At 69.4% G+C, this 25,638-nt stretch carries 23 protein-coding genes, 5 tRNA genes and 1 pseudogene; 18 read left to right on the top strand and 11 right to left on the bottom strand.

From position 1 onward, the window contains the following. Window position 1 precedes the first annotated feature (1 nt). Complete coding sequence (locus BCL76_RS24300; protein ID WP_109781529.1) at window positions 2-622, bottom strand: YceI family protein; 621 nt, start codon at window positions 620-622, stop codon at window positions 2-4. 273 nt (window positions 623-895) lie between these two features. On the opposite strand from BCL76_RS24300, the gene BCL76_RS24295 reads away from it, so the two are divergent. After that, entirely contained in the window at window positions 896-2,479 is a 1,584-nt protein-coding gene (locus BCL76_RS24295) for an acyl-CoA carboxylase subunit beta (protein WP_030763696.1), read from the top strand. 23 nt (window positions 2,480-2,502) lie between these two features. After that, window positions 2,503-2,703, top strand: a complete 201-nt coding sequence (locus tag BCL76_RS24290; protein WP_030763694.1) for an acyl-CoA carboxylase subunit epsilon — start codon at window positions 2,503-2,505, stop codon at window positions 2,701-2,703. Window positions 2,704-2,906: 203 nt separating this feature from the next. On the opposite strand, the gene BCL76_RS24285 is transcribed toward BCL76_RS24290, so the two are convergent. The 8 genes from BCL76_RS24285 to BCL76_RS24250 all read right to left on the bottom strand — a co-directional run bounded on the left by BCL76_RS24285 (window position 2,907) and on the right by BCL76_RS24250 (window position 13,197). Next, entirely contained in the window at window positions 2,907-3,491 is a 585-nt protein-coding gene (locus BCL76_RS24285; RefSeq protein ID WP_109781528.1) for a GTP-binding protein, read from the bottom strand. Further along, window positions 3,472-4,014, bottom strand: a complete 543-nt coding sequence (locus BCL76_RS24280) for a DUF742 domain-containing protein (protein WP_030774762.1) — start codon at window positions 4,012-4,014, stop codon at window positions 3,472-3,474. The genes BCL76_RS24285 and BCL76_RS24280 overlap by 20 nt, the downstream gene beginning before the upstream one ends. 93 nt (window positions 4,015-4,107) lie before the next feature. Next, a complete protein-coding gene (locus tag BCL76_RS24275; protein WP_030037347.1) occupies window positions 4,108-4,521 on the bottom strand; it encodes a roadblock/LC7 domain-containing protein in 414 nt (137 codons plus the stop codon). Between the two features lie 10 nt (window positions 4,522-4,531). After that, a complete protein-coding gene (locus tag BCL76_RS24270) occupies window positions 4,532-7,723 on the bottom strand; it encodes a nitrate- and nitrite sensing domain-containing protein (protein WP_109781527.1) in 3,192 nt (1,063 codons plus the stop codon). A gap of 293 nt (window positions 7,724-8,016) precedes the next feature. Continuing rightward, window positions 8,017-8,598: a GTP-binding protein gene (locus tag BCL76_RS24265; protein ID WP_046776286.1), complete on the bottom strand. Its 582-nt coding sequence runs from the start codon at window positions 8,596-8,598 to the stop codon at window positions 8,017-8,019. Further along, complete coding sequence (locus BCL76_RS24260; protein ID WP_030014827.1) at window positions 8,579-8,971, bottom strand: DUF742 domain-containing protein; 393 nt, start codon at window positions 8,969-8,971, stop codon at window positions 8,579-8,581. The genes BCL76_RS24265 and BCL76_RS24260 overlap by 20 nt, the downstream gene beginning before the upstream one ends. Window positions 8,972-9,123: 152 nt before the next feature. Then, window positions 9,124-9,537, bottom strand: a complete 414-nt coding sequence (locus tag BCL76_RS24255) for a roadblock/LC7 domain-containing protein (protein WP_030708442.1) — start codon at window positions 9,535-9,537, stop codon at window positions 9,124-9,126. Between the two features lie 9 nt (window positions 9,538-9,546). Further along, window positions 9,547-13,197, bottom strand: coding sequence for a nitrate- and nitrite sensing domain-containing protein (locus tag BCL76_RS24250; protein WP_109781526.1), 3,651 nt, complete (start codon window positions 13,195-13,197; stop codon window positions 9,547-9,549). A gap of 579 nt (window positions 13,198-13,776) precedes the next feature. Here BCL76_RS24250 and BCL76_RS24245 point away from each other — a divergent pair. The 10 genes from BCL76_RS24245 (at window position 13,777) to BCL76_RS24200 (ending at window position 18,442) form a co-directional block, all read left to right on the top strand. Continuing rightward, complete coding sequence (locus BCL76_RS24245) at window positions 13,777-13,965, top strand: hypothetical protein (RefSeq protein WP_030773475.1); 189 nt, start codon at window positions 13,777-13,779, stop codon at window positions 13,963-13,965. 97 nt (window positions 13,966-14,062) lie between these two features. Then, the gene (locus tag BCL76_RS24240; RefSeq protein WP_109781525.1) at window positions 14,063-14,851 is read left to right on the top strand and encodes a fumarylacetoacetate hydrolase family protein; all 789 of its coding nucleotides are present in this window, start codon (window positions 14,063-14,065) and stop codon (window positions 14,849-14,851) included. Beyond that, window positions 14,844-16,319: a glutamate--tRNA ligase gene (gene gltX, locus BCL76_RS24235; RefSeq protein ID WP_109781524.1), complete on the top strand. Its 1,476-nt coding sequence runs from the start codon at window positions 14,844-14,846 to the stop codon at window positions 16,317-16,319. The genes BCL76_RS24240 and gltX overlap by 8 nt, the downstream gene beginning before the upstream one ends. A 128-nt stretch (window positions 16,320-16,447) precedes the next feature. Further along, window positions 16,448-17,119 carry a DUF4241 domain-containing protein gene (locus BCL76_RS24230; protein WP_109781657.1) on the top strand — a complete coding sequence of 224 codons (672 nt, stop codon included), beginning with the start codon at window positions 16,448-16,450 and terminating at the stop codon, window positions 17,117-17,119. A 10-nt stretch (window positions 17,120-17,129) separates the two neighbouring features. Then, window positions 17,130-17,858 carry an HAD family hydrolase gene (locus BCL76_RS24225; protein WP_109781523.1) on the top strand — a complete coding sequence of 243 codons (729 nt, stop codon included), beginning with the start codon at window positions 17,130-17,132 and terminating at the stop codon, window positions 17,856-17,858. 86 nt (window positions 17,859-17,944) lie between these two features. Beyond that, a tRNA-Gln gene (locus BCL76_RS24220) sits at window positions 17,945-18,016 on the top strand. A 27-nt stretch (window positions 18,017-18,043) separates the two neighbouring features. After that, window positions 18,044-18,116, top strand: a tRNA-Glu gene (locus BCL76_RS24215). A gap of 61 nt (window positions 18,117-18,177) precedes the next feature. Further along, a tRNA-Glu gene (locus BCL76_RS24210) sits at window positions 18,178-18,250 on the top strand. A 24-nt stretch (window positions 18,251-18,274) separates the two neighbouring features. Then, window positions 18,275-18,346: transfer RNA gene (locus BCL76_RS24205), tRNA-Gln, on the top strand. Window positions 18,347-18,369: 23 nt separating this feature from the next. Then, window positions 18,370-18,442 (top strand) — tRNA-Glu (locus BCL76_RS24200). Between the two features lie 151 nt (window positions 18,443-18,593). On the opposite strand, the gene ndgR is transcribed toward BCL76_RS24200, so the two are convergent. Then, complete coding sequence (gene ndgR, locus BCL76_RS24195; protein WP_007266782.1) at window positions 18,594-19,310, bottom strand: IclR family transcriptional regulator NdgR; 717 nt, start codon at window positions 19,308-19,310, stop codon at window positions 18,594-18,596. Between the two features lie 184 nt (window positions 19,311-19,494). Here ndgR and leuC point away from each other — a divergent pair, with 184 nt between their 5' ends. The 4 genes from leuC to BCL76_RS24175 all read left to right on the top strand — a co-directional run bounded on the left by leuC (window position 19,495) and on the right by BCL76_RS24175 (window position 22,706). Then, a complete protein-coding gene (leuC, locus tag BCL76_RS24190; RefSeq protein WP_109781522.1) occupies window positions 19,495-20,919 on the top strand; it encodes a 3-isopropylmalate dehydratase large subunit in 1,425 nt (474 codons plus the stop codon). Window positions 20,920-20,922: 3 nt separating this feature from the next. Then, window positions 20,923-21,516: a 3-isopropylmalate dehydratase small subunit gene (leuD, locus tag BCL76_RS24185; protein WP_109781521.1), complete on the top strand. Its 594-nt coding sequence runs from the start codon at window positions 20,923-20,925 to the stop codon at window positions 21,514-21,516. Window positions 21,517-21,653: 137 nt separating this feature from the next. Next, entirely contained in the window at window positions 21,654-21,881 is a 228-nt protein-coding gene (locus BCL76_RS24180; RefSeq protein WP_033222859.1) for a hypothetical protein, read from the top strand. Between the two features lie 144 nt (window positions 21,882-22,025). Further along, window positions 22,026-22,706, top strand: coding sequence for an HU family DNA-binding protein (locus tag BCL76_RS24175; RefSeq protein WP_109781520.1), 681 nt, complete (start codon window positions 22,026-22,028; stop codon window positions 22,704-22,706). A gap of 312 nt (window positions 22,707-23,018) precedes the next feature. Here BCL76_RS24175 and cofC read toward each other — a convergent pair. Next, a pseudogene (gene cofC, locus BCL76_RS24170) lies at window positions 23,019-23,669 on the bottom strand (2-phospho-L-lactate guanylyltransferase); the annotation flags it as partial. A gap of 190 nt (window positions 23,670-23,859) precedes the next feature. Between cofC and BCL76_RS24165 the strand changes: the two are divergent. After that, complete coding sequence (locus tag BCL76_RS24165; protein ID WP_030773501.1) at window positions 23,860-24,612, top strand: lysophospholipid acyltransferase family protein; 753 nt, start codon at window positions 23,860-23,862, stop codon at window positions 24,610-24,612. After that, complete coding sequence (locus tag BCL76_RS24160) at window positions 24,609-25,619, top strand: NAD(P)H-dependent glycerol-3-phosphate dehydrogenase (protein ID WP_109781518.1); 1,011 nt, start codon at window positions 24,609-24,611, stop codon at window positions 25,617-25,619. Before BCL76_RS24165 ends, BCL76_RS24160 begins: the two co-directional genes overlap by 4 nt. The last annotated feature ends 19 nt before the right edge of the window (window positions 25,620-25,638 follow it).

The raw sequence follows: 25,638 nt of genomic DNA, 5'->3' as shown, positions 1-25,638 counted from the left end.
GTCAGGCCTGCTTGATGGCCGAGATGTCGAAGGTCAGCTTCACCTTGTCGCTGACCATCACACCGCCGGCCTCCAGGGCGGCGTTCCACGTCAGGCCCCAGTCGGAGCGCTGGATCTCGGTGGAGCCCTCGAAACCGACGCGCTCGTTGCCGTAGGGGTCGGTGGCCGAGCCGTTGAACTCCAGGTCGATGGAGAGCGGGCGCGTGACGTCCTTGATGGTCAGCTCACCGGTGATGCGGTAGGTGTCCCCGCCGAGCTGACGCGCCTCGGTGGAGCGGAAGGTCATCAGCGGGAAGGTCTCCGCGTCGAAGAAGTCGCCGCTGCGCAGGTGACCGTCGCGGTCGGCGATGCCGGTGTCGACGGAGGCGATCTTGATGTCGATGGAGGCGGTGGAGCGGGCCGGGTCGGCGCCGTCCAGGTGCAGGGTCCCCTCGTGCTCGGTGAAGGCACCGCGGACGTTGGTGACCATGGCGTGGCGGACGGTGAAGCCGATGCTGCTGTGGGCGGGGTCGATGACGTAGTCACCGGTGAGGGCGGCGAGCGCCGGGTCCACGGTCAGGGTGGCGACGGCGGCGCCGTCCTGGACGTTCACGTTCTGGTTGCGGCGGGTGAAGAGACCCATGACGTGCTCCTTGGGGGGTGTCCTGCTCGGTCGGAATATTCTGTTGAATGTTCAACGACTTCAACGGGAACGACGCTAGACCCATTCCGTTCAAATTTCAACATCTGGGTGGGGTGTCAGGGCTTTTTGTGAAAGTCCCACAAAGGGCGACTGCCCCGTCTGGCGGAGTCCTTACATCCGTCGGGCGTACTGTGCGGGCCGGACAGCGGAAGACTCCCGAGACTGTGCGGAATGAACGGAGGTTTTTCATCGCGATCTTCGTAAGGTCGGTACATGACCGTTGTGGACCAGACCCCGAGCGAGCCGACGGACGCCCGCGGGCGCGTGGCCGAGCTGCACTCCCTGCGTGAGCAGGCGAGGCGCGGCCCCAGCGACCGTGCGACCGAGACGCAGCACGCCAAGGGCAAGCTGACCGCCCGTGAGCGCATCGCGCTGCTGCTGGACGAAGGTTCCTTCAGGGAGGTCGAGCAGCTGCGCAGGCACCGGGCGACCGGGTTCGGCCTGGAGAACAAGAAGCCCTACACCGACGGTGTGATCACCGGCTGGGGCACGGTCGAGGGCCGCACGGTCTTCGTCTACGCGCACGACTTCCGTATCTTCGGCGGCGCGCTGGGCGAGGCCCACGCCACGAAGATCCACAAGATCATGGACATGGCCATCGCGGCCGGTGCTCCGCTGGTCTCCCTGAACGACGGCGCCGGCGCCCGTATCCAGGAGGGCGTCTCCGCGCTCGCCGGCTACGGCGGCATCTTCCAGCGCAACACCAAGGCCTCGGGCGTCATCCCGCAGATCTCGGTCATGCTGGGCCCCTGCGCCGGTGGCGCCGCCTACTCCCCGGCCCTGACGGACTTCGTGTTCATGGTCCGGGAGACCTCGCAGATGTTCATCACCGGCCCGGACGTGGTCCGCGCGGTGACCGGCGAGGAGATCACCCAGAACGGCCTCGGCGGCGCCGACGTGCACGCCGAGACCTCCGGCGTCGCGCACTTCGCGTACGACGACGAGGAGACCTGCATCTCCGAGGTCCGCTACCTCATCTCGATGCTGCCCTCCAACAACCGCGAGAACCCGCCGGTCCACGAGACGAGCGACCCGGCCGACCGGCGCAGCGAGGTCCTCCTGGACCTGGTGCCCGCCGACGGCAACCGCCCCTACGACATGCTCAAGGTCATCGAGGAGCTCGTCGACGAGGGCGACGTCCTGGAGATCCACGAGCGCTGGGCCCGCAACATCATCTGCGCCCTGGCCCGGATGAACGGCCAGGTCGTCGGCATCGTCGCCAACCAGCCCGGCCACCTGGCCGGTGTCCTGGACATCGAGGCCTCCGAGAAGGCCGCGCGCTTCGTCCAGATGTGCGACGCCTTCAACATCCCGATCATCACGCTGCTGGACGTCCCCGGCTTCCTGCCGGGCGTCGACCAGGAGCACGGCGGCATCATCCGCCACGGCGCCAAGCTGCTGTACGCGTACTGCAACGCCACCGTCCCGCGGATCTCGCTGATCCTGCGCAAGGCCTACGGCGGCGCGTACATCGTCATGGACTCCCAGTCCATCGGCGCGGACATCACCTACGCCTGGCCGACCAACGAGATCGCCGTGATGGGCGCCGAGGGCGCGGCCAACGTCATCTTCCGCAAGCAGATCGCGGACGCCGAGGACCCCGAGGCCATGCGCGTGCGCATGGTCAAGGAGTACAAGGCCGAACTGATGCACCCGTACTACGCGGCCGAGCGCGGCCTCGTCGACGACGTCATCGACCCCGCCGAGACCCGCGAGGTGCTCGTCAGCGCCCTCGCGATGCTCCGCAACAAGCACGCCGATCTGCCGTCCCGCAAGCACGGCAACCCGCCGCAGTAACCGCGAAGGAGACCTGCCACCACATGACCACCGCCACTGACACCCTGCTGCGCGTCGAAAAGGGCAACGCCGCCCCCGAGGAGCTGGCCGCGATCACCGCGATCCTGCTCGCCCGCGCCGCCGCCACGCCCGAGGCGACCCCGGCGCGCGTGCCCGGCCAGGCCGGCTGGCGCCGCCTGGAGCGCACGCCCGGCTTCCGCGCCCCGCACAGCTGGCAGGGCTGAGTTCCCGAGCCCCGAAGGCCCCGCACCCCTCTCCAGGGTTGCGGGGCCTTCCGCGTACCCGTCGTCCCCTGCCGAGGGCCGCGGGGCCGCGCGCAGCCGCACAGGCGCCCAGCAGACGGCGGGGCCGGCGCTCCGGACACCCGTGGCATGGCGAAGGCCCCCGCGTCGTACGACACAGGGGCCTGTCGGGTGCGGCGGGGCTGCTACCGCAGGCGCGCCATGAGGGCGTGCTCGACGAGCGTGATGAGCGCGCTCTTGGCGTCCGCGCGGTGGCGGGCGTCGGTGGTGATGATGGGGGCGTCCGGGCCGATCTGCAGGGCCTCGCGGACTTCCTCCGGCGTGTAGGGCTGGTGGCCCTCGAAGCCGTTGAGGGCGATGACGAACGGCAGGCCGCTGTTCTCGAAGTAGTCGACGGCGGGGAAGCAGTCGGCGAGGCGGCGCGTGTCGACGAGGACGATGGCGCCGATGGCGCCGCGGACCAGGTCGTCCCACATGAACCAGAAGCGGTCCTGGCCCGGGGTACCGAAGAGGTACAGGATCAGGTCCTGGTCGAGCGTGATGCGGCCGAAGTCCATGGCGACGGTGGTGGTCGTCTTGTCACCGGTGTGGGTGAGGTCGTCGATCCCGGCCGAGGCGCTGGTCATCACGGCTTCGGTGCGCAGCGGGTTGATCTCGGAGACCGCGCCCACGAACGTGGTCTTGCCCACGCCGAAGCCGCCCGCCACCACGATCTTCGCGGAGGTGGTGGAGCGGGGAGCCGCTCCGCCGTTAGAGCTTGCGAAGTCCACTGAGCACCCTTTCGAGCAGTGTCACGTCTGGCTGGCCACCGGCAGACTCGTCGCCGCCGGGCTGGTGAATGGCGACAAGGCCCGCCTCCGCCAGGTCGGCTACGAGGATGCGGGCGACACCAAGAGGAATGGAGAGAAGTGCCGAGATCTCCGCTACGGATTTGATCTCCTGGCACAGGCGGCAGATGCGCTGGTGCTCGGGCAACTGCCCTTGCAGACGAGCGGGATCCGCCGTGGTACTGACCAGCGCCTCGATGGCGAGCTGGTAGCGCGGCCGAGTACGGCCGCCGGTCATCGCGTACGGACGCACCAGCGGGTTGTGGGCCTTCGGAGCAGGCTGCCGCGCGGCGCGCGGCGGCGGTTGCTGTTGAGGCATCTGGGGCTGTCCGTACTGCTGCTGTTGATAGGGATGCTGCTCCGGCACAGGGCGGCTGGGCGCGGAGGGAAAGTTGAAGCGGTTCTGGTCGTGCCCACCCTGCGGCTGCTGCGCGCCGCCATAAGGATGTCCTCCGGGTGTTGTCACGTGTCCTCCTCCGACTCCAAGTACGCAGTACTCCCTGTGGAACCGCGCCACCGCACCCTATGGTGCGATGGCGCGAAACGCACTGCCTGTCTGCTAGTTGAGCAGACTTCCTTGCAGCTCGGCGCGCAGATCCGGAGTGAGGACACTGCCCGCGCGATCCACCAGAAGGGCCATCTCGTAGCCGACGAGGCCGATGTCGCACTCGGGGTGCGCCAGTACGGCCAGCGAGGATCCGTCCGAGACGGACATGAGGAAGAGGAACCCTCGGTCCATCTCGACCACGGTCTGATTGACGGCGCCACCCTCGAAGATGCGGGAGGCACCGGCGGTCAGCGAGGTCAGTCCGGAGGCCACGGCCGCCAGCTGATCGGCGCGGTCCCGCGGAAATCCGTCGGACATCGCCAGAAGAAGGCCGTCGGCGGAGACCACCACCGTGTGGGACACCCCAGGGGTGTTGTCCACGAAGTTGGTGATCAACCAGTTCAGGTTCTGTGCCGCCTGGCTCATCGGGCTCACACTAACGCTCCTGGTCATAGCTGTTACTTGACTGCTCAGAACCCGCGCTGCGTCCTTGCTGGACACCGCGCCGCAGGTTGCTCAACCTGCCGCGGACGTCCTCCGGAGCGCGGGAGACCTGGGGGCCGCCCTGCGGGGTCGTCTCCGCTGCGCCCTCGACCAGGTTGGCCTTGGGCACTCGCCGAGGGAGACCGGACGGGGTGACCCCGCCCGCCTTCGGCTCACGGAGCTTTCCGGCCTGCTGCCAGCGTTCGTCGTTGCGCGAACGCCAGGCGGCGGAACCTTCAGTTTCCTCCGGGGCCCGCTCCGGTTCGGCGGGCTGCTGCTGACGCGGCGACCGCTGTTCGAAGAGGGATCCGGTGGACTCCGTTTCCTGCTTCCCGGGCGGCCACTGCTGCTGGCTGCCGCGTCGCGGCAGGCCCGCTCCGGTCATCGTGTGACCGGTGTCGGCAGCGGCACCCGGACGGTCGAAGCCTACGCGCTCCGGAGCCGGTTCGGGGACGGCCGGGGATTCCGATTCAGTCCCGTAATCCTGCTGGTAGGCAGCCGGATACGTGTTCTGTTCGGGCCATTCGGCCTGTCCCGACCCGGCTTCGAAGCCGTTGTCGTAGCCCTGCGTGGCCGGCTGCGGATCCGGATATCCGTCTTCCGTATAGCCGTAGCCCTGCTGCGGGTACGCCTCGTAGCCCTGCTGTGCCTGCTGAGCCTGCTGTGCCTCGTAGGAGGTGTCGTAGGCCTGCTCGGACTGCTGCTCGAAGCCCTGGTACTCCTGGTACCCGTGCTCCGGCTGGGGTTCCGGATACTCCTGGCCGTAGCCCTGCTGCTGTTCCTGCGGGTAACCCACCTGGGCCGCCAGCGCGGCCCGGCGCTCCTGCTGTCCCAGGGACCGGCCGACCGGGTCGGCCGGGAGGCCGTCGGCGCCCTGCTGGTCGTACCGCGAGTCGTCGAAGCCGAGCTCGGCGGCGGTGCGCAGCGGGGGAGCCAGCTGGGCCTGCTGCTCCGGGATGATCTGCGAGACGGTGAAGTCGTCGTCCGGAATGCCCTCGCCACCGCCACCGTGGGTGATGGCGTCGGGGAGCATGACCAGCGAGGTGGTACCGGCTGCCTCGCCCGAGGGGCGCAGCTGGACGCGGATGCTGTGGCGGTCCGCCAGCCGGCCGACCACGAACAGACCCATGCGCTGCGAGATCGCGGCGTCCACGGTCGGCGGGTTGGCCAGCTTGTGGTTGATGTCCGCGAAGTCCTCGGCGGTGAGGCCGATGCCCTTGTCGTGGATCTCGACCATCACGCGGCCGTCGGGCAGACGCGTGGCGTTGACACGGACCTTGGTCTGCGGCGAGGAGAACGTGGTGGCGTTCTCCAGGAGCTCGGCGAGCAGGTGCACGAGGTCGGTCACGGCCTGGCCGTGGATCTCGGCGTCCGAGACACCCGAGAGCTCGATGCGCTCGTACTGCTCCACCTCGGAGGAGGCGGCGCGCAGCACGTCGACGAGCGGGACCGGCTGGTCCCAGCGGCGGCCCGGCTCCTCGCCCGCGAGGATGAGGAGGTTCTCGCCGTTACGGCGCATACGGGTGGCCAGGTGGTCCAGGCGGAAGAGGTTCTCCAGCTGGTCCGGGTCGGCCTCGTTGTTCTCCAGGTCGGTGATGAGGGTCAGCTGGCCCTCGATCAGCGACTGGTTGCGCATGGAGAGGTTGGTGAAGATCGCGTTGACGTTCCCTCGCAGGAGAGCCTGCTCGGCCGCGAGCCGTACGGCTTCCCGGTGGACCTGGTCGAAGGCGCGTGCGACCTCGCCGATCTCGTCCTGGGAGTCGATGGGGATCGGGTGGACACGGGTGTCCACCTTGCCGGGGTCGGTGCGCGAGAGCTGGTCGACGAGCATCGGCAGGCGCTGCTCGGCGATGTCGAAGGCGGCGGAGCGCAGGCGGGCCATCGCGCGGCCCATCTGGCGGGCCATCATGCCGGCCAGGATGAAGGCGGCGAGCAGGGCCACGACCACGATGGCGCCGTTGACGATCGCGTCGGTGCGGGCGTCGTCGGAGACCGCGACGGCGTCCTTGACGGCCTTGTCGAGGAGTTCCTTCTCGACCTCGTCGTAACCGTCGAACTTCGCGGTGGCGGCGGCCTGCCAGAAGGCGGGGGTCGACCCGGTCTCGGAGAGCTTCTTCTTGCTCTCGCTGTTGGCGATCGCGTCGGTCATGCCGAGCAGCGCCGAGTCCTGGATCGTGGGCGGGGGTATGAAGCGGACCCCGGCCTGCTCGGCCTGGTGCTTCGCCTCGGCGATCTTCGCCGCGCCGTCCTCGGACTTCTTGGCCATGACCGCCTTGAGGCGGTTCACGTCGTCCTCGGTACCCGCCGCGACGTACTCGCCGATGGCGATCTCTTCGAGGTAGGCGTAGGAGGAGAAGGCGACGAGCTGGGCCTTGCGGGTGTTCTCGTCGGCGCTCGGGCGCACCAGCAGGTGCGTACCGACGGCGCGCTGCAGCGAGTTCGCCGCCTTGGCCAGCTGGATCGCGTAGACCATGCGTCCGTACGAGGTCACGTTGCCGGTGCCGAGACCGAGCTCGTTCGCGAACTGCATGAGGTAGTGCTGGACCAGCACATAGCCCTCTTCGGTCGGGATGGGCCCGGCCGTCCTGGGCAGATCCTTCTTGGGGCTCTCGATGGCCGCCTGGTACGCCTTGTCGCGTACGGCGTCCAGCTTGGGCTCCTCCGCGCGGAAGAGGTCCAGGCGTCGCTCCAGGCCGAGGTTCTTCGGCATGTCCTGGACTGCCTTGTCGAACTTCTCCTTGGCCGCGGTGGTGTCCGCGTAGGCCTTGAGGACCTTCGGGTCCTTCGTCTGGCCGTTCAGGAGGGGCTCGGCGGTCAGGTCACGCTCGTTGAGCAGTGCCTGGCTGTAGCCCGAGGCCGCCTGGACGACCGTGGCTATCTTCTCGGCGTCCTGGGCCTCGTTCCAGGTGTCGATGGAACCCTTCACCTGGAAGCCACCCATGACCAGGCCCACGAGGGCCGGCACGAGCAGAATGGCGTTCAGACGGGTCGGCACACGCCAGTTGCGGGGCGAGAACCTGCTGCTGCTCCCGCTGCTCGCGGGCGGGTCCACGGGCACGTCGACGGGCGACGCGGCCGCTCGCGGCGGCGGGGTGAAGTTGCCGCGCGCGGGTTCATCCGCGGGGCTTGCGATGCTTCGCCTCACTCGACCAACAACCTCTCGGCGGTGCTACTAGCTAGTTCGTTGAATTCCAGCACGGTTGACGGCCGTGTTCCAAACAGTTGAAACCGGCCATACCCAGAACCTTATGCCCTACATAAATCGGACATAAAGAGCGTCCTGCGGCAAAAATAGGGGCAGTTGTGCGCACAGCGATACCAGGCGACCGCACCCCGTTGCCAAGTGGCCTTAATTCTCTGTCGAAACGTTATGAACGAGAGGGGCGGGCCGTGTCGTAGGACACAGCCCGCCCCTCCCGCGCGCCAACTGGAACCGTGTTATTTGAGCCGAGCCATGAGCGCGTGCTCGACGAGCGTGATGAGCGCGCTCTTGGCGTCCGCGCGGTGGCGGGCGTCGGTGGTGATGATCGGAGCGCCGGGGCCGATCTGCAGGGCCTCGCGGACCTCCTCCGGCGTGTACGGCTGGTGCCCCTCGAAGCCGTTGAGGGCCACGACGAACGGCAGGCCGCTGTTCTCGAAGTAGTCGACGGCGGGGAAGCAGTCGGCGAGGCGGCGCGTGTCGACGAGGACGATGGCGCCGATGGCGCCGCGGACCAGGTCGTCCCACATGAACCAGAAGCGGTCCTGGCCCGGGGTACCGAAGAGGTACAGGATCAGGTCCTGGTCGAGCGTGATGCGGCCGAAGTCCATGGCGACGGTGGTGGTCGTCTTGTCACCGGTGTGGGTGAGGTCGTCGATCCCGGCCGAGGCGCTGGTCATCACGGCTTCGGTGCGCAGCGGGTTGATCTCCGACACGGCTCCGACGAACGTGGTCTTGCCCACGCCGAAGCCGCCCGCCACCACGATCTTCGCGGAGGTGGTGGAGCGGGGAGCCGCTCCGCTAGATGTTCCGAAGGCCACTGAGCACCCTTTCGAGCAGCGTTACATCCGGCGTGCCGCCGGCCTCTCCATTGCCCGGCTGGTGGATGGCCACCATTCCGGCCTCCGCCAGGTCGGCGACGAGGATCCGGGCGACACCGAGCGGCATCGACAGCAGTGCGGAGACCTCGGCGACCGACTTGACCTCGCGGCACAGCGTGCAGATGCGCTGGTGCTCGGGGAGCAGGCCGGACAGGTGCATCGGATCGGCGGTGGTGCTGACCAGCGCCTCTATGGCGAGCTGGTAGCGGGGCCGGGTCCGGCCGCCGGTCATGGCGTACGGACGCACCAGCGGCTGATCGCCTTCCGAGTACGAGTCTCCGTACGAATCGGAGTAGGCGGGGGGCGGGGTCATTGATCCTCCGGGCTGGACAGCAGTGGTCAGCGTGCCGTCTTACGGGGCGGCCGGTGGGGGGAACGGGATGACGGCCTGGCGGGGGTACTGGATTCCGGGGCGGGGCCCCGATCTCCCGGCCGGTAGTACCGTCCGGCCGGGAGAGTGGGAAGTCAGCCGAGCAGACTTCCCTGAAGTTCGGCACGCAGGTCCGGGGTGAGGACACTGCCCGCGCGATCCACCAGAAGGGCCATCTCGTAGCCGACGAGGCCGATGTCGCACTCGGGGTGCGCCAGTACGGCCAGCGAGGATCCGTCCGAGACGGACATGAGGAAGAGGAACCCTCGGTCCATCTCGACCACGGTCTGGTTGACGGCGCCACCCTCGAAGATGCGGGAGGCACCGGCGGTCAGCGAGGTCAGTCCGGAGGCCACGGCCGCCAGCTGATCGGCGCGGTCGCGGGGGAATCCTTCGGACATCGCCAGAAGGAGTCCGTCGGCGGAGACCACCACCGTGTGGGACACCCCGGGGGTGTTGTCCACGAAGTTGGTGATCAACCAGTTCAGGTTCTGTGCCGCCTGGCTCATCGAACTCAACTAACGCTCCTGCTGGTAAGTGGGGTCGATGTGGTAACTGCCGGTCGCCGGTCCGTTGTTGCCGGCCTGACGGCCCTGCTGGATACCGCGTCGGAGGTTGGTCAGACGGCCGCGGACGTCGTCCGGCGCCCGAGAGACCTGCGGACCCGCCTGCGCCTCGGCCTGCTGCTGCGCGGTGCCGGCCACGAGGTTCGCCCGCGGGACCCGGCGGGGCAGGCCCGAGGTCGTGATGCCGCCTGCGGCGGGCTGACGCACGCGTTCGGCCTGCCGCATCAGTTCGTCGTTCGGCGAGGACCGCCAGCTGACGGTCGGCGTGGTGCCCGTCGCCGTGACCGCGGAGTCCGCCGCCGGCTCCTGGCCGCGCTGCGGCAGCGGCTGCTGCTGCGCCGGGGCCGCCGGAGCCGACTGCTGACCCTGCTGGGGGATGGTCGTGGCCGGTCCCTGCGCGGGGGGCTGCTGCCCCTCCTCGCGGAACCAGTTCGACTCCAGGGTGTCGAAGATCGGGCTGCGGGCGTCGCCGGAGCTCGGGGCCGGCGGCAGGGCCTCCGGCCGGTGAGCCTGCGGCAGCCGCGGGGTCTCGGGGCGCGCGGACGGCGCGGGTGCGTACCCGTTGCCGGCCTGCGGAGCCTGAGCCTGGGGCTGCTGCGGGGTCGGGCCGCCGACACCGGGACCGCCGGGACGCTGGGGCTGGTAGCCCGGGCGCTCGAACTGTCCGGTGGTGGACGGGTTCATGGGGCCCCGCACGTCCGGACGCTCGAACTGTCCGGTCGTGCTGTTGCCGCCGTCCGCCTGGGGCATCGGGGCGTTGAAGTCCGGGCGGGCGAACTCGGCCGTCGAGCCGGGGCCCGAGAGCTCGTCGTGACCGCGGGCCTGGTCGCTGCCCCAACTGGTGGTCTGCGGACCGGGGAGCTCCGCACGGGGAGCGCCACCGCGCGGCGGGAGCTGCGGCCGCGGGCCGTTCGGAGCCGGCGTCGCGGGAGCGGCCGGCTGCTGGGGCTGCTGCTGTGCCTGCTGGGGCTGCGGCTGCTGCGGCTGCTGGGGACGCTCGAAGCCGTTGCCCTGCGGGTACCCGGTCGGACCGGAAGCCGGACGGGCCTGCGGGCCACCACCGAATCCGGGACTGGGGACCGGACCACGGGTCGGCAGCGGAGCACCGGAACCGAAGGCACCCTGACCCTGACCCGCGGTGGTCGGACCCTGCTGAGGACGGCCACCGGGAGCACCGGGACCACCCTGCTGCGGGCGACCGCCCTGCGGCCCCTGCGGACGCTGACCGGCGGCGCCGTCGCGACCGGGCAGCGCGGCGCGCTGGTTGCCACCGGCGACCTGACCGCGCTGCGGGCCCGAGCCCACGGACGGACGCGCGGGCGCACCGCCCACGGCACCCTGCCCACCGGGAGCACCCGGAGCGCCACCGGGGCCACCCTGACCGCCCTGACCCGCCATCGGAGCCGGCTTCTTGCCGCCCTGGGCGACGTCCACCGGCAGCATGACGAGGGCGGTCGTACCACCCGAGTCGGAGGGGCGCAGCTGGATACGGATGCCGTGTCGCAGGGACAGGCGGCCGACCACGAACAGACCCATGCGGCGGGAGACGGAGACGTCCACGGTCGGCGGCGACGCGAGTCGCTCGTTGATCGCGGCGAGGTCCTCGGGGGAGAGGCCGATACCCGTGTCGTGGATCTCGACGAGCACCCGGCCGTCGGGCAGCGCGTGACCGGTGACCTTGACCTTGGTCTGCGGGGAGGAGAACGAGGTGGCGTTCTCCAGCAGCTCGGCGAGGACGTGCACGAGGTCGTTGACCACGCGGCCGGCGACATCGGTGCCGGGCACCGAGGAGAGCTCGACACGCTCGTACTGCTCCACCTCGGAGGCGGCGGCACGGAGCACGTCGACCAGCGGGACGGGGCGGGTCCACCGGCGGCCCGGCTCCTCACCCGCGAGGACGAGGAGGTTTTCGCCGTTACGGCGCATGCGGGTCGCGAGGTGGTCGAGCTTGAAGAGCGAGGACAGCTGGTCCGGGTCGGCCTCGCGCGACTCCAGTTCGGAGATGAGCGAGAGCTGACGCTGGATGAGGCCCTGCGAGCGGCGCGAGAGGTTGGTGAACATCGCGTTGACGTTGCCTCGCAGGAGGGCCTGCTCGGCGGCGAGTCGGACGGCCTCGCGGTGCACGTCGTCGAATGCCGCGGCCACCTGGCCGATCTCGTCCCGGGTGTGCAGACCGACGGACTCCACCGTCGTGTCCACGTCCTGCGGGTCGGACTCCGACAGCTGCTTGACGAGCTCGGGCAGTCGGTCCTGGGCCACGCGCGTCGCGGTGTCCTGCAGGCGACGCAGCGAGCGGATCATCGAGCGGGCCATGACGAAGGCGCCGACGAGGGAGACACCGAGGACGAGGAGGATCAGGGCACCGTTGATGATGGCGTCCTGCTGGGCCTCGTTCTTCAGCTCACGGGCCTTCTGTTCCATCTCCTCGAGCAGCGTCAGCTCGATGACCTTCATGGCCTGGAGCTTGGTGCCGTCGGCGTCGTACCAGTCGAGCCACGAGCGGTTCTTCTCCCGGAGGAAGGCGTCCTGGCTGGCCAGGACACGGCGGGAGTAGCCGTCGGCGGTGGAGATCTCGGAGTTGCTGTCACCCAGACCGGCGAGGAGCTCCTCGGTCCGGCCCTGGTAGACGAGTCCGAAGGTCGTCTTCGACTGCTGCTCGCCCTTCTGCGCGGAGAGGGCGTAGAGCCGGTCGTTCTCCTTCAGCTCACCCTGACGCTCATTGGTGTCGGGGAGCGAGGCGGCGATGATCGCGCGCTGGATGGAGGCGTACTCCTTGGCGGCGGAGAACGCGGCCAGGGCACGGGTACGCTTGATCATCTCCGGGTTGGAGGTGGCCTGCGCCATGTCCTGGGAGAGCGAGAGCAGCGAGACGATGACCGCGTTGTACTCACTGACGGTCTGCTGGGCGCCGTTGACGTAGGCGCGGGTGCGGATCGTCTCGATGTTGGTGAGCTGGCGACCGATCTGCAGGACGTTGTTACGGATCGACCGGAGCGTGTCGTCCTTCTCGCCCGTGCTGTCGACCTTGTCGGTCGCGGCGGCGAAGGCCTTGGCGGCGGTGTCCGTCTGCTGACGGACGACGTCGACACTGCTGGTGGTCCTGCCCTTGGAGAGGGAGAGCGGACCGGCGGAGAGGTCGCGCTCCTCCTGGAGCATGGCGGCCAGGTTGGTGGCCTGTCGCGTCATCGTCGTCAGCAGCTGCATGTGCTCCAGCTGCGCGATGTCGTTGAGCGAGTCGTTGATACGGAAACCACCGAGCGTGGTGGCGGCGACGACCGGCAGGGTCAGCAGCGACACCAGTCGCGTGCTGATGCGCCAGTTCTGCATGGCGAGACGAGAACCGGGCCCGCTGGGGGCCTTCGGTATCGCCGCGTCCTGCTCAGCCGGTCCCGCAGGCGCGGCGGGCGCGGCTTTCGCCTTGACCCTGGCCTTCACGGACTTCCCACGGCCCTTCGCCTTCACCGCGGCGGAGGTGTCGGGGCCTGCGCCCTCGACAGCCGGCCCGCGGTTCTGGGCGTGCTGGGGCGAGGAGCCACGGTCGGTCCCGCCGCGCGGCTCCTGCTCCGCCGCAGCGCTGCCATCCCTCTTGAATCGTCCCTGCACTAGCGTCGCAACCTCTGGACCAGGCGTCCCGCCGGGCGACCGGTGGGACGGTGTCGAGTCGTGGGGCACTTGCCGCCCCATGGTGGTCGTCGGTGACCGGCGCGTCTTCCTCTCTTTGCCACCGCGCTCGGCGCGGTGTCGCGCCACCTGCGCGCCGGCTGATACCCGCGGCGGTCCCGCGAATTCCAGCACAGTGGAGGATCTCCAACAAGGTGCGAGTGTCGGGCCGGAGAGTCGGTCACGGCTTGTGACAGACGGGCTACAGGATGTGCGACCGCATTCGGTAGAAACCGGACTTACGCCATCCAAACAACGCGGCTGTCAAGGTGTCCCAGTCGAGATGATCAGGAGCGGAATGGCGCATTCAGTGGCGCAATGTCCGTTTCGGGGGGTGAAGTTGACTGTCCACTATGACCCTATTGTCGGGTCAAGGGTGAGCAAACTCACATAGCCATGGCCATTACTTCCCGGTTCGCCGGGGGATTCAGATGTTTAGCCTTGCCCCTTAAAGGGTTGGCGCCAGGGTTGGTGCATGCGACAGCCGACACTCACAGATCGAACCGAGGACCCCGAACTCCGATGAAGACGACGACGATGTTCCGCAACATAGCCAACCCCCGCCGTACGACCCTCGCGCACCTCAAGGACGCCGAGGACCTGCAGGCGGCACCGGCCACCCCGGAGCACTCCGTCGAGCTGCCGACGCAGACCGCGAACCCGCGCCGCACCGTCCTGATGAACGTGCCGGTCGCCGCCGCCGCGGAGTAGCCACCCCGTAAAGGAACGTGAAGCGCCGCTGCCCGCCGCGTTAGCCTGGGGTCCGCAGACTCCAGCAGGCGGAAATACAGAGGGGCAGACGCAACAGGTGCGCATCGCCAGGTTCTCGATCGACGGCAACGTCGCGTTCGGCGCGGTCGAGGGCGACGGCGCCCCCGGCGACGACTCCACGCTCGTGCTCGACATCATCAAGGGCATCCCCTTCGCGGACTTCGAGCTCTCGGGCACGAAGGTCCCGCTGAGCAAGGTCCGGCTGCTGCCGCCCGTGCTCCCGAACAAGGTCGTGGCCATCGGCCGCAACTACGCGGAGCACGCGGCGGAGCTGGGCAACGAGGTCCCCGACGTCCCGATCACCTTCTTCAAGCCCTCCACCTCGGTGGTCGGCCCGGGCGACCCGATCACATATCCCTCCTTCTCCCAGGACCTCCACCACGAGGCGGAGCTCGCCGTGGTCATCGGCCGTATGTGCCGGGAGGTCCCGAAGGAGCGCGTCAAGGACGTCATCCTCGGCTACACCTGCGCCAACGACGTCACCGCGCGCGACGTCCAGAAGCGGGAGAAGCAGTGGGCCCGGGCCAAGGGCTTCGACAGCTCCTGCCCCCTCGGCCCCTGGATCGAGACCGACCTGGACCCGAGCGACCTGACCATCCAGTGCACGGTCAACGGCGAACAGCGCCAGCTCGGCCGCACCAGCGACATGGTCCGCTCTGTCGAGGACCTGATCGTCCACATCTCCGAGGCCATGACGCTGCTCCCCGGCGACGTCATCCTCACGGGGACCCCGGCCGGAGTCGGCCCCCTCAACGTCGGCGACGAGGTCGCCGTCACCATCGAAGGCATCGGCACTCTCACCAACAAGGTGATCAAGCGTGGTTAACGGACCTGTCCGCGTACGTTTCTGTCCCTCCCCGACCGGCAACCCCCACGTGGGCCTGGTCCGGACCGCACTCTTCAACTGGGCGTTCGCCCGCCACCACGGCGGTACGTTCGTCTTCCGTATCGAGGACACCGACGCGGCCCGTGACTCCGAGGAGTCCTACGACCAGCTGCTCGCCTCGCTGCGCTGGCTCGGCTTCACCTGGGACGAGGGCCCCGAGGTGGGCGGCCCGCACGCCCCGTACCGCCAGTCCGAGCGCATGGACATCTACGCGGACGTCGCGAAGAAGCTGCTCGACGGCGGCCACGCGTACCACTGCTACTGCTCCACCGAAGAGCTCGACGCCCGCCGCGCGGCCGCCCGCGCCGCCGGCAAGCCCTCCGGCTACGACGGTCACTGCCGCGAGCTGACCCCCGTGCAGATCGAGGCGTACCAGGGCGAGCACCGCCCGGCGATCGTCCGCTTCCGGATGCCCGACGAGCCGATCACCTTCACCGACCTCGTCCGTGGCGAGCTGACCTTCACCCCGGAGAACGTGCCGGACTTCGGCATCGTCCGGGCCAACGGCGCCCCGCTCTACACGCTGGTCAACCCGGTCGACGACGCGCTGATGGAGATCACGCACGTCCTGCGCGGCGAGGACCTGCTCTCCTCCACCCCCCGCCAGATCGCCCTCTACAAGGCGCTGATCGAGCTGGGCGTCGCCAAGAGCACCCCCGCCTTCGGCCACCTGCCGTACGTGATGGGCGAGGGCAACAAGAAGCTCTCCAAGCGCGACCCCGAGGCCTCGCTCAACCTCTACCGCGAGCGCGGCTTCCTCCCCGAGGGCCTGCTGAACTACCTCTCGCTCCTCGGCTGGTCCTTCTCCAAGGACCAGGACGTCTTCTCGATCGAGGAGATGGTGTCGAAGTTCGACATCGACGGCGTGAACGCCAACCCGGCCCGCTTCGACCTGAAGAAGGCCGAGTCGATCAACGGCGACCACATCCGCCTGCTGGACCCGAAGGCCTTCGCGGACGCCTGCGCCCCGTGGCTGCAGGCCCCGCACGCCAACTGGGCCCCCGAGGACTTCGACGCCGAGGCCTGGGAGCGGATCGCCCCGTACGCCCAGACCCGGGTGACCGTCCTGTCGGACATCACGGCCAACGTCGACTTCCTGTTCCTGAAGGAGCCGGTCGCGGACCAGGCCTCGTGGGACAAGGCGATGAAGGGCGAGCCGGCCGCGCTGCTCACCACGGCGCGCGCCGGCCTGGAGGCGGCGGACTGGACGGACCCCGAGTCCCTCAAGCAGGCCGTCCTGACCGCCGGTGAGGCCCATGGCCTCAAGCTCGGCAAGGCCCAGGCGCCGGTCCGCGTGGCCGTCACCGGCCGCACGGTCGGTCTGCCGCTCTTCGAGTCCCTGGAGATCCTGGGCAAGGAGCGCTCGCTGGCCCGCATCGACGCGGCGCTGGCCAAGCTCGCCGCGTAGCTCTCGACGTACGTCCCGCAGGGGGCGGTGACCGGCATGGCCGGCCGCCGCCCCCTGCGGCGTTGTCGGAGGCGGGTCCTATGCTCCCGGGAACGATCACCGTTCGCTCCCGCACTCCGGAGGCCCCCGTGCCGATGACCCCGCCCGACTACGCCTGGCACTTCACCCCGGGCGCCGCTTTCACCTACGAGGACGGCATGACGGGGACCCTCGCCCCGGTCGTCATCGGCGACGTGACGTTGCCCACGGGCCGGGTCGTCGCCTGCGACCCCTTCGTCTACCTCGGGCAGGAGGAGGTCGAGCCGTTCGGTGTCGTGGTGGAACCGGGCCGGTACCGGGCGGAAGCGGCGATCGCCACGCTGGTGCGCCCCGGCGTCCCGCAGGGACCCCGCCCGCACACCCGGGTCGCCGCCGCGCGCCTGGTGATCCGTGACACCCCGACCGTGAGCTGGGAGATGGCCGTCGACGAGGACCAGGACCCTTCCGTCCTCGGCGAGGACGAGTTCTACGGCTACGGCGTGGACGCCGGCACCGGCTGCTTCTACGACGCCGCCGCCGACGGCTCCTTCCCCGGCACCGAGGACGAGGAGGGGGCGGTGTGGGCCGCCATGGACGCGGTCGGCGACGGCCCGGACGTCTTCCTGGCGGAGGGGGAAGGCGGTCACACCCTGGCCGGCTTCACCTCCGGGTGGGGCGACGGCTGCTACCCGACCTGGATCGGGCGTGACACCGAGGGCCGGGTCACCTGTTTCGTGACGGACTTCCTGGTCGTACCCACGGCGCTGGTGCCCGCGGCGTAGGCTCGGCCCCATGCCGATCCGCGCCGTGCTGTGGGACATCGACGACACCCTCTTCGACTACACGGGAGCCGACGCCGCCGGACTCGCCGCGCAACTGGAGGCCGTCCGGCTCGCGGAGCGGTACGGGACCCCCGTGCAGGCGCTCGCGCTGTGGCGGGAGATCACCGACCGGCACTGGGCCCGCTTCGCGGCGGGCGAAGGCACCTTCCAGGGGCAGCGGCAGGAGCGGGTGCGGGAGTTCCTGGAGCGGCCCGCGATGACCGCGGACGAGGCCGACGCCTGGTTCGACCAGTACGTGGAGCACTACAAGGCGGCCTGGACCGTCTTCCCCGACGTGGTGCCCGCCCTCGACGCCCTCGCGGCCGACTACCGGCACGGGGTGCTCTCCAACTCCTCCACCGCCAACCAGGATCCCAAGCTGCGCCACCTCGGTCTGCGCGACCGCTTCGAGGTGCTGGTCTGCGCCGTCGAACTCGGCGTCAGCAAGCCCGATGCGGAGGCCTTCCTGGCTGCGTGCGAGGCGCTCGGGCTGCCGCCCGGCGAGGTGGCGTACGTGGGGGACCAGCCGGAGATCGACGCACGGGGAGCCCGTGACGCCGGATTGACGGCCGTCTGGATCGACCGCGCGGGCGGCCGAGGCCCCGCGCCCGACGGCACGCACCGCATCGAAGGCCTTGACCAGCTCCCGCTGCTGCTGGCACGGGATACCCGTTTTGGAGCACGGTCAGGCATCCGGTAATGTTCTTTCTGCGCCGCCGGAGCGGGCCGAAAGGCCGGACGGAGGCGCCACCCGAAGAAAAGCCCCGGTAGGGGGTTGACTTTTGGTGGGGTATAGTGTAATTGGCAACACGAGGGTTTCTGGTTCCCTTATTCTAGGTTCGAGTCCTGGTACCCCAGCGCAGTGCAGTAGTAACGCAGTGCTTTGCCCCCGTTGTGTAGCGGCCTAGCACGCCGCCCTCTCAAGGCGGTAGCGCCGGTTCGAATCCGGTCGGGGGTACAGATCCTTCCCGCGAGATCTCTTGGGTCGCACCCGGACGTCTCGAAGCAGGATCGCTAGGGCCCCCGTTGTGTAGCGGCCTAGCACGCCGCCCTCTCAAGGCGGTAGCGCCGGTTCGAATCCGGTCGGGGGTACTGTGGGTCTGGTCTAGACCACTTTGGGCTATAGTGTAATTGGCAACACGAGGGTTTCTGGTTCCCTTATTCTAGGTTCGAGTCCTGGTAGCCCAGCGCAGTAACAGCAACACCAGCTAGCCCCCGTTGTGTAGCGGCCTAGCACGCCGCCCTCTCAAGGCGGTAGCGCCGGTTCGAATCCGGTCGGGGGTACGCATCGAAGAGGCCCTCCGCGTTCATCGCGGAGGGCCTCTTTCGCGTTGTGTCGGGGCGCACGTAAGTGCGGGCCCGGAGGCGCGTGTTAGGACGTGTGCGGCGTCGTACGCGCCCCCGGACCCGGGGGTGGGTAAGTGGGACTGAGGGGTCAGCCGGAGCGGCGCAGGGCCTCCGTGAGTCGTGCGGCCGCGTCGATGACGGCCTGGGCGTGCATCCGACCCGGGTGGCGGGTCAGCCGCTCGATCGGTCCGGAGACCGATACGGAAGCCACCACACGGTTCGAGGGCCCGCGCACCGGCGCCGAGACGGAGGCCACACCGGGCTCCCGTTCGCCGATCGACTGCGCCCAGCCGCGACGCCGTACGCCCGAGAGCGCCGTCGCCGTGAAGCGCGCGCCCTGAAGGCCGCGGTGGAGCCGCTCGGGCTCCTCCCACGCCATCAGGATCTGCGCGGCCGAACCGGCCTTCATCGGGAGCGTCGAGCCCACCGGGACGGTGTCCCGAAGGCCCGAGAGCCGCTCCGCGGCCGCCACGCAGATGCGCATGTCTCCCTGACGGCGGTAGAGCTGCGCGCTCTCTCCCGTCACGTCACGGAGGTGGGTGAGTACCGGTCCCGCCGTGGCCAACAGGCGGTCCTCGCCGGCCGCGGCGGCGAGCTCCGCCAGCCGCGGTCCGAGGATGAACCGGCCCTGCATGTCCCTCGCCACCATCCGGTGGTGTTCCAGTGCCACGGCAAGGCGATGTGCCGTGGGTCGTGCGAGCCCTGTCGCCGCGACCAGCCCGGCGAGGGTGGCCGGACCGGACTCCAGTGCGCTCAATACCAGAGCTGCCTTGTCGAGAACGCCGACGCCGCTAGAGTTGTCCATGAAACGATATTCGCGTCTCACACTGTGAAACGCAAGTTCAATTTTTCCAAGAACGAGCGAGTCTGTATGTGCGGGTCCACGAACCACTGGGTCCGAGCCGTCGTCCGGGACGTGGGGTACGGGCGGCACGGCGCACAAGATCTCTATGAAGCGCCGGCACAACCGGCCGGCCGGAGGGAAAGCGATGGGTAGGACACTCGCGGAGAAGGTCTGGGACGACCATGTCGTCCGGCGCGCCGAAGGCGAGCCCGACCTCCTCTTCATCGATCTGCACCTGCTGCACGAGGTGACCAGCCCGCAGGCCTTCGAAGGGCTGCGCCAGGCCGGCCGCAAGGTCCGACGCCTCGACCTCACCATCGCGACCGAGGACCACAACACCCCCACCCTCGACATCGACAAGCCGATCGCCGACCCGGTCTCCCGCGCCCAGCTGGAGACCCTGCGGGCGAACTGCGCCGAGTTCGGCGTACGCCTGCACTCGCTGGGCGACGTCGAGCAGGGTGTCGTCCACGTCGTGGGACCGCAGCTGGGTCTGACCCAGCCCGGCACCACCGTGGTCTGCGGCGACTCGCACACCTCCACGCACGGCGCCTTCGGCGCGCTGGCCTTCGGCATCGGCACGAGCCAGGTCGAGCACGTGCTGGCCACCCAGACGCTGCCGCTGGCCCGCCCGAAGACGATGGCGATCACCGTCACCGGCGCACTGGCCGAGGGCGTCACCGCGAAGGACCTGATCCTGGCGATCATCGCCAAGATCGGCACCGGCGGCGGCCAGGGCTACATCCTGGAGTACCGGGGCGAGGCCATCGAGAAGCTGTCGATGGAAGCCCGCATGACCATCTGCAACATGTCGATCGAGGCCGGTGCCCGCGCGGGCATGATCGCCCCTGATCAGACCACCTTCGACTACCTGCAGGGCCGCGACCACGCCCCCACCGGCGAGGACTGGGACGCGGCGGTCGCCTACTGGAAGACCCTGCGCACCGACGACGACGCGGTCTTCGACGCGGAGGTCGTCGTCGACGGCGCCGCGCTGTCCCCATTCGTCACCTGGGGCACCAACCCGGGCCAGGGCGCGCCGCTGTCGGCAGCCGTCCCCGACCCGGCTTCGTACGAGGACGCTTCGGAGCGCCTGGCCGCCGAAAAGGCCCTGGAGTACATGGGGTTGACCGCCGGGCAGCCGCTGCGGGACATCAAGGTCGACACCGTCTTCGTAGGTTCCTGCACCAACGGCCGCATCGAGGACCTGCGCGCCGTCGCCGGCATCGTCGAGGGCCGCAAAGTCGCCGACGGCGTACGGATGCTGGTCGTCCCGGGCTCGGTCCGGGTCGCCCTGCAGGCCGTGGAAGAAGGCCTGGACAAGGTCTTCAAGGAGGCCGGCGCCGAGTGGCGGCACGCGGGCTGTTCGATGTGTCTGGGTATGAACCCCGACCAACTGGCGCCCGGTGAACGCTCCGCGTCCACCTCCAACCGCAACTTCGAGGGCCGGCAGGGCAAGGGTGGGCGCACCCACCTGGTCTCCCCGCAGGTGGCCGCCGCCACCGCGGTGCTGGGCCATCTGGCCTCGCCCGCCGACCTGTCCGCCGCCGACGCGACCGCCGGAGTCTGAACCATGGAAGCCTTCACCACCCACACCGGCCGGGCCGTCCCGCTGCGCCGCAGCAACGTCGACACCGACCAGATCATCCCGGCCCACTGGCTGAAGAAGATCACCCGTGACGGGTTCGAGGACGGGCTCTTCGAGGCCTGGCGCAAGGACCCGGAGTTCGTGACGAACCGACCCGAGCGCGCCGGCGCGACCGTCCTGGTCGCCGGTCCCGACTTCGGTACGGGTTCCTCGCGCGAGCACGCCGTCTGGGCCCTGCAGAACTTCGGCTTCAAGACGGTCATCTCCTCCCGCTTCGCCGACATCTTCCGTGGGAACTCCCTGAAGAACGGTCTGCTGACCGTCGTCCTCCCGCAGGAGACCGTCGAGCGGCTGTGGAAGCTGACGGAGGCCGACCCGACCGCCGAGATCACGGTCGACCTGGTCGACCGCCAGGTGCGAGCGGAGGGTGTCGTCGCGGAGTTCGAGCTCGACGACAACGCCCGCTGGCGTCTGCTGGAGGGCCTGGACGACATCTCGCTCACCCTTCAGAACGAAGCGGACATCGCCACGTACGAAAGCACTCGGCCCACCTTCAAGCCGCGCACGATTCAGCTCTGATTCCTGCCTGATCAGCGCTTATTCACCTGCTGGTGATCACATCGACAACACTGTGCCCCCCGCCTTCCGGCGGGGGGCACAGCCGTTTGTTGAGGCCCCGTGAGGCGACAACTCGCCCCAGATGGCACAATCTGTGCATGGAACGCGACAGTCAACTCGAGCTCTACGAACTCGTCGCGGACCGGTTGAAAGAAGCACACACACGGGTGCGCTCACTGCAAGTCCCGGAGGGCGTAAGGATGGCGCTGTCCCGGAAGCTGTTGGTCGTCACGGCCGCGACGAAGCATGATCTCGCCGATGCGGCCAGGCGCCTGGACAGGTTGATGAAGGACCTCGACGAGGGTCGATTCCCTGAAGGCGACTGATGCGAAGGAACTCCGTAACGGCCTACAGCGTTGCGGCACTAGGGTGATTAGCCCGTTTCGTGTTTGATTTGCGGTATATATCCGCCTAACGTGCGAAATAAGCTTGAACACATTCGTTCTGGCGAAGTCTCCGAAGGGGAAGACGTGAACAAGGCGCAGCTCGTAGAAGCGATTGCCGACAAGCTGGGCGGCCGTCAGCAGGCCGCGGACGCTGTCGACGCGGTACTGGACGCGATCGTCCGCGCTACCGTCGCGGGCGACCGGGTCTCGGTCACGGGCTTCGGCTCGTTCGAGAAGGTCGACCGTCCGGCCCGTTACGCCCGCAACCCGCAGACGGGTGAGCGCGTCCGGGTCAAGAAGACCTCTGTGCCCCGCTTCCGTGCCGGCCAGGGCTTCAAAGACCTGGTCAGCGGCACCAAGAAGCTCCCCAAGGGTGGCGAGGTGTCCGTGAAGAAGGCGCCCAAGGGCAGCCTCACGGGTGGTGCCTCCGCGACGGTGAAGAAGGCCGCCGCGAAGAAGGCCACCACCGCCAAGAAGGCCGCGGCGAAGACCGCGGTCGCAAAGAAGGTAGTGGCCAAGAAGGCCACGGCGACCGCCAAGAAGGCGGCGGTGAAGAGCACCGCCACGGCCAAGAAGGCCACCGCGGCCGCCAAGAAGACCACCACCGCGGCCAAGAAGGCCACGCCCGCCGCGAAGAAGACCACCGCCGCGGCGAAGAAGACCGCGCCGGCGGCCAAGAAGGTCACCGCAGCGACGAAGGCGCCCGCCAAGAAGACGGCGACGCGCAAGGCCACCGCGAAGAAGACCACCGCCCGCAAGAAGTAGGGGCACGCGTCACACAGGCCGGGCCGGCTTTCCCCATGTGGGGGAGCCGGCCCGCGGTGCGTTCGGCGCGCCGCGGACCCGTACGGGTCGCGGGCGGCCGTCCCTTCAGAACGTCTGCAGCGTCACCAGGGTGATCCGCAGGCTCGCGCCCGCGCCGTCCGTCTCGATCCGGACCCGCTGCCCGGGGCGCAGCAGCCGCAGGCCGCCCGCGTCGAAGGCGGGGGCCTCGAAAGGCACCGGAGTGCCGTCGTCCAGCAGCACACTGCCGCTGCGGGTCCGGGAGTCGTACGTGTACGCGGTCGCCTGCATACGGGCACTGTATCGGGCGGTGTGACGCCCCACGCCGAGGGTGAGGGCGCTGCGTAGATCGGCCGCCGTGTCCACGTCCCGGCGCACGCTGTCGACGTCCGCCAGGGCGATTTCCACCGCCCCCGAGGCCGAATGCCTGGCCCGTGACGGCCCGCCGAACGAGGGGGTCAATTCCACGTCCGGCGCGGCGGAAAGCAGGGTCGTCCCGATTCCGGCCGCATCCGCCAGAAATGCCCGCGGAAATACCGAAGCGTTTTCGAGCACGCGTTGCAATTCCGGTGGCCTCAGCGCCGGCAGATCGGCGTTCAGCGCGGCCACCGCGGCGCCCGGCCGCCCCGCCCGCACCGCCCGCGCCCCGTGGTCCAGGGCCGCGTTGAGCCCGGCCGCCGGGGCGTCGGAGACGATCCGCGCACCGAGCCGCGCCAGTTCCGCGCCGGCCGCGGGGTCGTCCGTGACGACCACCACATCCGCGACCGCCGCGCAGGCCAGGGCCCCCGCGACGGTGTCCTGGGCGAAGGCCAGGGCGAGGCCCGGGCGAGCGGCGCCCACGGCCCGCGCGAGACGGCTCTTCGCCACCGCCAGAGGCTTCAGCGGGACCACCAGACTCCAGACGGCGTTCGTGACGGACCCCTTCCCTCCGGTGCGCTCCGGCACATCCTTCGGCCATGGTCAGGTCATGGCCGGGTCATGTGTCGGCCCATTGTCGCCTCCGCCCGGGCAACCCGGGAGTACGGCGGGGTGAGCGGGGCGTACGGTGTTCTCGACAGAGACCGGGCGTGGGGTGACACTTGTCCGGCCGACGAGGTGCCCAAGCCGCGCACCGGTCCTAGAGGAAGGTGTCCGAGTGTCCCGCCGCAGAATCGGCTTCTGGTACCGCCTGGCGGCGGTCATCGCGAAACCGCCGCTGGTAGTGCTCTTCAAGCGGGACTGGCGGGGAATGGAGCACATTCCGGCCGAGGGCGGGTTTATCACCGCCGTCAATCACAACTCGTATCTGGACCCGCTCTCCTACGCGCACTTCCAGTACAACACCGGCCGCGTGCCCCGATTGCTCGCCAAGGCCGCCCTCTTCAAGGTTCCGATCGTCGGGTCGATCCTGCGCGGCAGCGGACAGATCCCCGTCTACCGGGAGTCCACCAACGCCCTGGACGCATTCCGGGCCGCCGTGGACGCCATCGAACGCGGCGAATGCGTGGCCTTCTACCCGGAGGGCACCCTCACCCGCGACCCCGACATGTGGCCGATGGCCGGCAAGACCGGCGCCGCCCGCGTGGCGCTGATCACCAAGGCACCCGTCATCCCGGTGGCCCAGTGGGGCGCGAACCTCGCGATGCCGCCCTACGCCAAGGAGAACAAGGTCCGGCTCTTCCCGCGCAAGACCCTCCAGGTACTGGCCGGACCGCCGGTGGACCTCTCCGCCTTCCACGACCGGGAACCCACCCCGGAGGTCCTGCGGGAGGTCACCGAGGTCATCATGGCCGCCATCACCGCGCTGCTGGAGGAGGTGCGCGGCGAGACCGCGCCCGAGCAGCCGTACGACCATCGAAACGCCAGGGCGGAACAGCGGCGCAAGGCCGCAGGGGAGGGCAACAAGTGACACGTCCCGTGAAGGCGACCGTCTTCGGAACAGGCTCCTGGGGTACGGCCTTCGCCATCGTGCTCGCCGACGCGGGCTGCGAGGTGACGCTGTGGGGCCGCCGCCAGGAGGTGGTCGACGCCATCAACACCGGCCGGACCAACCCGGACTACTTCCCCGGTGTCGAACTCCCCGCGAACCTCCGGGCCACCACCGACCCGGCCGAGGCCGCGGCCGGCGCGGACTTCACCGTCCTCGCCGTCCCCTCCCAGACCCTGCGCGACAACCTCGCGGCGTGGACGCCCCTGCTGGCCCCCGACACCGTGCTCGTCTCCCTGATGAAGGGCATCGAACTCGGCACCGCCAAGCGGATGAGCGAGGTCATCGAAGAGGTGGCCAAGGTCCCCGCCGAGCGCATCGCGGTGGTCACCGGCCCCAATCTGGCCGCCGAGATCGCCGCCCGCAGGCCCGCCGCCTCCGTCGTCGCCTGCGTGGACGAGAGCGTGGCCCAGCGCCTCCAGGCCGCCTGCCACACCGCGTACTTCCGGCCCTACACGAGCACCGACGTCATCGGCTGCGAACTCGGCGGCGCCGTCAAGAACGTCATCGGCCTCGCCGTCGGCATCGCGGACGGGATGGGCCTGGGCGACAACACCAAGGGCTCGCTCATCACCCGCGGACTCGCCGAAGCCACCCGCCTCGGCGTGGCGATGGGCGCCGACCCGCTCACCTTCTCCGGCCTCGCGGGCCTCGGCGACCTGGTCGCCACCTGCTCCTCGCCGCTCTCCCGGAACCACACCTTCGGCACCAACCTGGGCCGCGGGATGACCCTGGAGGAGACCATCGCGGTCACCAAGCAGACCGCCGAGGGCGTCAAGTCCTGCCAGTCGGTGGCGGATCTGGCCGGCCGCTACGGGGTGGACATGCCGATCACCGACACGGTGGTGGACATCGTCCACCACGGCAAGCCGACCCTGGTCGCGCTCAAGGACCTGATGGGGCGCAGCGCCAAACCGGAACGTCGCTGACTCCATTCCGCACGCCTGA

The sequence above is a fragment of the Streptomyces sp. CG 926 genome (assembly GCF_003148825.1).
Lineage (GTDB): Bacteria > Actinomycetota > Actinomycetes > Streptomycetales > Streptomycetaceae > Streptomyces.
The sequence above is the reverse complement of the archived record's forward strand: the minus strand, read 5'-3'. Positions and strand labels throughout refer to the sequence as shown.

Excerpts from the sequence above, each read along its gene's own strand:
- ndgR (WP_007266782.1), bottom strand. The coding sequence starts at position 19,310 with ATGGACAACTCTAGCGGCGTCGGCGTTCTCGACAAGGCAGCTCTGGTA.
- leuD (WP_109781521.1), top strand. The coding sequence starts at position 20,923 with ATGGAAGCCTTCACCACCCACACCGGCCGGGCCGTCCCGCTGCGCCGC.
- leuC (WP_109781522.1), top strand. The coding sequence starts at position 19,495 with ATGGGTAGGACACTCGCGGAGAAGGTCTGGGACGACCATGTCGTCCGG.
- BCL76_RS24245 (WP_030773475.1), top strand. The coding sequence starts at position 13,777 with ATGAAGACGACGACGATGTTCCGCAACATAGCCAACCCCCGCCGTACG.
- BCL76_RS24300 (WP_109781529.1), bottom strand. The coding sequence starts at position 622 with ATGGGTCTCTTCACCCGCCGCAACCAGAACGTGAACGTCCAGGACGGC.
- BCL76_RS24180 (WP_033222859.1), top strand. The coding sequence starts at position 21,654 with ATGGAACGCGACAGTCAACTCGAGCTCTACGAACTCGTCGCGGACCGG.
- BCL76_RS24275 (WP_030037347.1), bottom strand. The coding sequence starts at position 4,521 with ATGAGCCAGGCGGCACAGAACCTGAACTGGTTGATCACCAACTTCGTG.
- BCL76_RS24290 (WP_030763694.1), top strand. The coding sequence starts at position 2,503 with ATGACCACCGCCACTGACACCCTGCTGCGCGTCGAAAAGGGCAACGCC.
- BCL76_RS24255 (WP_030708442.1), bottom strand. The coding sequence starts at position 9,537 with ATGAGCCAGGCGGCACAGAACCTGAACTGGTTGATCACCAACTTCGTG.
- BCL76_RS24295 (WP_030763696.1), top strand. The coding sequence starts at position 896 with ATGACCGTTGTGGACCAGACCCCGAGCGAGCCGACGGACGCCCGCGGG.
- BCL76_RS24225 (WP_109781523.1), top strand. The coding sequence starts at position 17,130 with ATGCCGATCCGCGCCGTGCTGTGGGACATCGACGACACCCTCTTCGAC.
- BCL76_RS24260 (WP_030014827.1), bottom strand. The coding sequence starts at position 8,971 with ATGACCCCGCCCCCCGCCTACTCCGATTCGTACGGAGACTCGTACTCG.